Origin of the sequence: Myxococcus vastator (assembly GCF_010894475.1) — a bacterium.
GTDB lineage: Bacteria > Myxococcota > Myxococcia > Myxococcales > Myxococcaceae > Myxococcus > Myxococcus vastator.
In genome coordinates, this window is record NZ_JAAIYB010000449.1 from 1 (window position 1) to 6,580 (window position 6,580).

Below are 6,580 nucleotides of genomic sequence, written 5' to 3' on the forward strand. Positions count from 1 at the left end.
GTCCCCATCCGCGCGAGCAGCGCGTCCCTTCGCGCCTCAAGCTTGGGGTTCTTGACGAGCGACCGCAACGCCCTGGCCCCAGCCTCGCGAGCCTCGGACGACAGGGACACCAGCCGCGGCAGCCACTCCTCTTCAAACACAGCCAGCACCTGCTTCTGCTCCAGCCTGTCAGCGCGCCGGGCCCCCACCCACGCCAGGAACTCCGTCAGCGCAGGCGAGGCGCGCACGGGACGCCGGGGCTGCTGGATGGCGCAGGGCCCTTCCCGCTCAAGCCTGCCGTACCCCGCCGCCGTCTTGCCGCCCACGCCCCAGTGGCGCAGCGCCTCGTCCAGCCGCCGCGCGGTCCACGCCAGGAAGTCCGCCGCCTGCGGGTCCGCCTCCGTGCCCGGCGCCAGGCTCAGCGCCACGAGGAACCGGCCGCCGGGGCGCACCGACAAGAAGGACACGGGGTTGGGCGACTCGTAGTCGCTCGGCCAGTCTGCCTTGCCGCCGTACCAGGCGGGGTGATGGACCGTGAGCACGTCCCGGGCCAGGAACGACTGCACACGGTCCGGCCCCGTGGCGCGCGCGCACGGCACCCACTGCGCGTCGTGGAAGATGACCTCGCCTCTGTGCGCCTGCTCCGGCGCGCCGTCTTCCCCTGGCACGCCGAAGAGCCTCCGGCGCTCCTCCTTCGCGCCATCCCCGTACACCGCGCGCAGGTAGCCCGCGAGCACGCCCTTCAGCGACGAGCCCGGCACCACGGGCACGCCCCACGTGTGGTGCAGCGTCAGCCCCACCCCGGTGGGTGATGCATTGCCATGCCCCACCAGCAGGCGGCTCACCGCGCGCGCCGTGAAGCTCGCGGTGTAGGACTGCCGGAGCGTCTCCTCCCAGCGCTTGAACGCCTCCGCGTAGTCCTCCGGCTCGGGGTGCGCCTCCAGGCGGGACAGCCATTGCTCCCAGGGGCTGTCCGGGCCGTCGTGCTGCTTCTCCGGGGCATAACGCTCGTACACGAGCCCCGCGTGCGCGTTCTCCCCGATGGTGCCCGCGACCCGCAGCAGCGCCTTACGCATCGCCGAGCCCCTCCGAGGGGAAGGTGGCCTGCACCGCGCGGCGGAACCACACCAGCAGCCGGAGCGACTCCCGCGTGGCCAGCATGTACGCGTCCAGCTCCAACTCACGCACCGCGCCCGGCAAGCCCTTCTCCTTCAAGTCCCGCGAGGACAGCCCCGGGAGCCGTGCCCGCTCCAGGCACCACTCCAGGTCCTTCAACAGGCGCTGAGCGGCCGTGTTGCTCCCGACCTCCCGCTCCAGGAACGCGAGCGCCGCCGCCAGCCCGTCGCGCAGCACCGCCGCCCCCAGGCCATTCACCCGGGGCTTGTAGTCCGCGCGCAGCGCCGGGACCTTGACCTCCCGCACCCGCGCATACGCATCCAGCGCGCGCTGCTGCTCCCGCGTCTGCCCCGTCATTGAGCACCTCGCGCATCCGGAGCGCGCCACGTCAGCAGCCGGCAGCGCCCGCGACCCACGGTGGCCTTGCCCCCCAGTTGAAGCACCGTGCCCTCGCCGCCGAGCGCCGCGTCCAGCACCGCGTCCGCCGCCAGCTTGCGCGGCGCCGGGTTGAAGGTGCCCGTGGCCCCCATCACCCCCACGAGCAGCGTCTCCGCGGGCAGGCTCTCCTCCGTCCAGAGCTGCCCCTTGGCCGCGGTGCCCGTGTCCGGGCAGATGCTCACGCGCGTGTCCACCTGCGTGGCCGTCTCCCACAGGAAGGACATCGTCTCGTCGTCCACCAGCACCAGCCGCTTCGTCAGGAGCGCGCGCTCGCCCTCCGGCAGCATCCCGGCCAGCCCCTGGGCCCAGGCGTCCAGGGCCGCGTCGTCCTCGGGCGTCACCGGCAGGTCCAGGTCCTCCAGGTATACGCGAGGCTCCGCCGTGTCTCCACCGGACACGACGGTGCAGTCCTTCACGGAGGCCACGCGCGCGCGGCGCTGGGCCAGGGGCTCCACCTTCGGCCAGGCGCCCGCATCCCCGCCCAGGTCCCGCCGCGCGAGCGCGAGCAGCAGGGGCGAGGTCACCAGCGCGAAGGTGCCCACGAAGCTGCGCACCGGCAGGGCGAGCAGCCGCGCGTCCCCCACCACCAGCGCGCCCGCGTAGTCCCCGGGCTCGTCGCCCTCCGGGCCCGGCTTCGCCCGCCGAGGCCCGAAGACGGCGTCGTGCAGGCCCCGCGCGTCGCTCGCCGCGTCGCGAGGCCGCCGCAGCTCGCGCAGCACGCCCTTGAGGGACGAGCCCGGGATGAAGGGGATGCCCGTGGCCTTCAGCCGCGCCAGGGGCAGGTCGATGACACCCACGCTCTGCCCGGTGCCGACGTGCAGCGGCGACAGCGCGTGAAGAAGATAGGGTCGGCTCTCCATGTTCAGGCTCCTTGTCCGTGACGGGGCGGTTGCCACACGCCGGGCAGCACCTGCCCCAGCGCCTCCGAGTGGCCGCCGCCCCAGGAGGCCAGCCACAGCGCGCGCAGCTCGTTCGCGGTGAAGTCCCCACCGCCGTGCTTCTCGAAGAAGTAGACGGCGCCCGCGGGCACCCACCGCCGCGTGGGCCGGGGGCGCCGCCGCACCATGTCCCAGCCCGACACCTCCAGCGGCCGAGGCACCAACGCGGCGCGCAGCACCACGGGCGCATCCAGCCCCGGCAGCCGACCCGCGTAGCGCGGCGGCGTCCCGTCCACGCGCTCGAAGCCGTCCGGCAACCAGCCGCGCTGGAACTCCGCGGGCGTGGCCAGCACCAGGCGCAGGCCGCGCGTCGCCCGGGCCAGCCCCTCCGGCATGGCGAAGAGGTCCGCGTCCAGCCGCTCCACGTCCGACAGCCGGCGCCGTCCGCCCAGCCCCAAGGGGCCGCGAGGCAGCCCGCTCGCCGGGTCCGGCCACGCGCAGGACACACCGAGCGCCCACTCCTCCAGCGTGAGGCGCCCCGCGTCCCGCGACTGGACGCGCAGCCACTCCACCACCTCGCGGGAGTGGAGCATCGAGTCCTGCGAGGACTGCGTCTCCACGTCGATGGCCAGGTGGATGTCCGTGCGCGGCGGCGACGCCTCCCGCTCTGGCGCGGACGCGTCCGGCGCGCCGCTCAACCACGCCACCATCCTGGACTCTGGCCAGAACAGCGGAGACGGCAGGGGCTTGCCGCTCGCGCTCCGGCGGGGGTGCCACAGCGCCTCGCGGGCGTCGTCGTCATCGGGCCCCAGCGTCGCGGCGCCGCCGGGGTGGGGCTCCAGGCGCACCAGCCGCTCCGCGCCCTCCTCCTCGAGGACGCGCACCGCGTCGGCGGGGGCGGGCCACATCCGGTGGGCCCGCGTGAAGGACGTCTCTCCCAGCACACGGCGCAGCGCCACGAAGCGATGGAGCGCCACCGGCGCGGAGTCCCGCTCCCACGCCCCCGGGGACAAGGAAGTGCCCTTGTCCGCCATGACGTCATGGCCCCAGGCGGCGCGCAGGGCGCCTCTCACGGTGGTGGGCAGGGGCCATGGCAGCGAGTACCCACGCCCCACCTCCGAGGTGTACCAGCCCCGCCCGTCCTTGGCCGACAACCCGTCGCGCGGCAGCAGCGCGAAGCACGCGTCCCTCATCTCGCACCTTCCTTGTCCTGTGCTGAAGCGAGCCCGCGTCCCGCGCGAGCGAAGGTGTCGGCGACCAGCAGCCGCGACGCCCAGCGCTCCAGGGATTCCCGCGGCGCAGTGGAAGAGGACAGCTCGAGCCCCACGTCCGCCGGCTTGAGCGGCGTTGGCGCGCGGCCCGCCTCGGCGCGGGCGAGGATGCGCCCGGCCTCGTCGTGCAGCAGCTCCATCAGCCCAGGCGCAGCGGCGCCGCCAGCGGGGAAGCGGCGCGCGAGGGCCTCCACCTCGTGGACCTTGCCCAGGGGGAGCGGCTGGGCGTCGCGCGTGAGCAGCGCCACGTCGGTCTCCAATTGGCCCACGGGGTTGGAGCCCCAGGGCGCCGTCCACAGCCGCTCCCGGCCGGCGTGCTTCGCCACGAGGATGGCCAGCGCGTCGCGGCCCGCCTGCTTCGCGGCGAGTTCCGCGCGGCGCCCCAGGGTCAGCAGCTCGCCCAGGCTCTCCAGGACGTGGCCGATGCCCAGCCCCACCGACAGCGTGGGCACCGTGGCGCCCGTGCCCGCGAGCGCGCGCTCCAAGGACTCACGGAAGGCGACCGCCAACGCCCGAGCGCACGCGGGCGCGTCCATGGGTGTGACGAACGCGAGCACGTCGTCCCCACCCGCGTAGACGAGCACGCCCCGGTGCTGCTCCTCGACGATGGCCCGCGCCTTCCGGGTGAAGTCCGCGAGCGCCTGGGAGACACGCTGGTGCGCCAGGTGTCCGTCAGGCCGCGACGCGAGCGCCTCCAGCGCGCGGCCCATCCTGTCCCCGTCCGCCACCAGGCACGCCACGTAGGGGAAGGGCTCCGCGTCCAGGCCCATGGCCTTGCGCAGCGGCTCCACGAACTCACGTCCAAAACGCGCGGCGGCGGCCCGAGGCTCCGGGACGGCGTATTCCTCGAAGTAGGGCTGCCAGCGCTCGGCGAGCAGCAACTGGCCATCGAAGGGGAAGGACTCCACCCAAGGCCGCTGCTTCGCGCTCACGGGCTGGAAGCGCCGCGCCTCGCACTCGGCGCTGAGCCGGGCGAGCAGCTCCGGGTGCCGCGCCCCCGCCACCTGGAGCCAGGCCGCCAACCCGATGGAGGGCACGGGCACGAACTGACCTGGCTGGCCTCCCGCGCGCTTGAGCACACCGAGCGCGTCCAGCTCCTCGCGCAGGCCCACGCGGAAATCGCGCCAGAGGCCGCCCTCCTGGCGCTCGCGGCGCAGCAGGGACGGACGGGCGCCGTCGAGACTCGACTTGTGCGTCCCGTCCGGTGGTTGTTGTTTCCACGGCGCGAACTCGCGCAGGCCCCGGCGGGACTCCAGGGCGCGCTCGGCCTCCACCAGCGCGGCGGCGTAGCCCGTGGGTGTGACTTCCACCGGCGCCCAGGCGGCGTGGACCTCAAGGAAGGAGTCCAACTGCTCCGCGGCCAGCGCCTCCGCGTCCGGGATGAGCAGGGACTGGCACGCCTTGAAGACGCGCGCCCACTCGGCCCGCAGCCGGGACTTCGCCGCCTCCCGGGCGCTCCGGGCCGCCTGCTCCGGCGCGCCCTCCACCAGGGCGACGACCTTGTTGGCCACTCCGGCGCGAGGGTCCCGCGCCTGGTCCGGGTGCGGGAAGATGAGCGTGGCTCCGAACTCCAACAGGGAGACAGCCATGGCCCGGGCCAGGTTCGACAAGACCTGGCTGCCGTACCAGAGGTCCCGCGTGCGGCGAGCCTGCGCGATGTAGCCCTGCACCGGGCCCACCTTGAGAACGAGGACGTGTTTCATGGGCTCACGCTTCCTGCGCCTTGCGGGTTTCCTTCAGCCACAGGAAGAAGGCGTCGCGCAGGTTGTCCGCGCGCTGGAGTGACTTGAAGAGGGGCTGGTCGTCCTGAGCACGAAACGCACGTGCGAAGGGCACGCGGGTGAGCGGGACGGCGTCCTTGAACTGCGTCATGACGACGTGGCCTCCGCTGGGTGCTCCGCGCTCCAGCCACAGCGCGATGGGCTCGAAGCGGCCATCCGCGAGTGGCAAGGCCTTGACGATGAGCGGTGATGCGAGCCGGTCCATCTGCTCCCACTTGCCGCCCACCTGCCGCTGCCACTGGAGCTGGACGTCATCCGGCTCCTTGGGTTGGTAGTCGCCGCCCTCGCGCCGCTTCTGCTGGAAATGGAAGACAATGGGCAGCCCGAAGCCCGCGCGTGGCCACGCCGGCGTCGCCGAGTGCTGTGGTCGCGGGGCGTGGACCTGTGGATAGGCATTGCCCGCGCTTCTGGATTGGCGGGACGCCCGCGCGAAGCGGCGAAGCTTGTCGGCCTCGGGCCAGTTGGAGCGGCCCGCGCGCTTCCCCTCGCCAGGGCTCCTCGCCACGCCCAACAGCTCTGCGTCTCCGGAGGACACAGGCAGCGTGCCCTGACGAAATTCACGCAGCCAGCCAAGCGCGGCCAGCCAGGCCTTTTCGCCGTCGCGCTGCCGCGTGCTCGCGCCTCCCTGGAAGAGCTGCGCGCCCCTGAGCAAGGGCAGGTCACAGGGGTGCTCCGCCATCTCGGGAGAGAAGAGCGGCACGTCTCCGAAGAGGCGCCTCAACGAAGCCCGGTCCGCTGAAGCCGGCAGCCACTGCGCGATGTCGGGGGCAGAGGGCTCCAGACAGACGGAGCCACAGCCACGCCGGGGGCGAGAGCCATAACCACCGAACAGAATCCAGGCGCGGACCGCGTTGCGCACCTGCGCCATGGCGTCACCTTCGGGCGCGGTCACCTCCAACTTGAAGCGGAGGCCCGGCTTCCAGCGAGGGACATCCGCCTCCTGCTTGCCGTTGCGAGCCGGCCACAGCGCATAGGCGTGCGGGGCGCCGAGGTCGATCTTCCCCGTGTCCGCGCCCGCGGGCTGAACCTCCGTCACCCGGAGCTCCACCTGGGAGCGCCAGGCACGCGCGGCGTCGCCATCAGACGCATTCCCGGCCCGCCCCATGCCGCCCCAGAG

6 protein-coding genes are annotated in these 6,580 nt (G+C 73.6%); all 6 read right to left on the minus strand.

All coding sequences use genetic code 11. The features are described from left to right. Positions 1 to 1,055, minus strand: a 1,055-nt coding sequence (gene cmr6, locus G4D87_RS30995) for a type III-B CRISPR module RAMP protein Cmr6 (RefSeq protein ID WP_163786305.1), incomplete at its 3' end; no start/stop codon positions are given. Beyond that, positions 1,048 to 1,452 carry a type III-B CRISPR module-associated protein Cmr5 gene (gene cmr5, locus G4D87_RS31000; RefSeq protein ID WP_163786306.1) on the minus strand — a complete coding sequence of 135 codons (405 nt, stop codon included), beginning with the start codon at positions 1,450 to 1,452 and terminating at the stop codon, positions 1,048 to 1,050. The genes cmr6 and cmr5, both read right to left, overlap by 8 nt. Then, positions 1,449 to 2,393 (minus strand): type III-B CRISPR module RAMP protein Cmr4, encoded by a 945-nt coding sequence (gene cmr4, locus G4D87_RS31005; RefSeq protein ID WP_163786307.1) that lies wholly within the window; start codon positions 2,391 to 2,393, stop codon positions 1,449 to 1,451. Before cmr4 ends, cmr5 begins: the two co-directional genes overlap by 4 nt. Positions 2,394 to 2,395: 2 nt before the next feature. Beyond that, complete coding sequence (locus tag G4D87_RS31010) at positions 2,396 to 3,604, minus strand: type III-B CRISPR module-associated Cmr3 family protein (RefSeq protein ID WP_163786308.1); 1,209 nt, start codon at positions 3,602 to 3,604, stop codon at positions 2,396 to 2,398. Next, positions 3,601 to 5,385 (minus strand): type III-B CRISPR-associated protein Cas10/Cmr2, encoded by a 1,785-nt coding sequence (cas10, locus tag G4D87_RS31015; protein WP_163786309.1) that lies wholly within the window; start codon positions 5,383 to 5,385, stop codon positions 3,601 to 3,603. Before cas10 ends, G4D87_RS31010 begins: the two co-directional genes overlap by 4 nt. Positions 5,386 to 5,389: 4 nt before the next feature. Next, positions 5,390 to 6,580, minus strand: a 1,191-nt coding sequence (locus G4D87_RS31020; protein ID WP_163786310.1) for an RAMP superfamily CRISPR-associated protein, incomplete at its 5' end; no start/stop codon positions are given.

Excerpts from the sequence above, each read along its gene's own strand:
- cmr4 (WP_163786307.1), bottom strand. The coding sequence starts at position 2,393 with ATGGAGAGCCGACCCTATCTTCTTCACGCGCTGTCGCCGCTGCACGTC.
- cas10 (WP_163786309.1), bottom strand. The coding sequence starts at position 5,385 with ATGAAACACGTCCTCGTTCTCAAGGTGGGCCCGGTGCAGGGCTACATC.
- G4D87_RS31010 (WP_163786308.1), bottom strand. The coding sequence starts at position 3,604 with ATGAGGGACGCGTGCTTCGCGCTGCTGCCGCGCGACGGGTTGTCGGCC.
- cmr5 (WP_163786306.1), bottom strand. The coding sequence starts at position 1,452 with ATGACGGGGCAGACGCGGGAGCAGCAGCGCGCGCTGGATGCGTATGCG.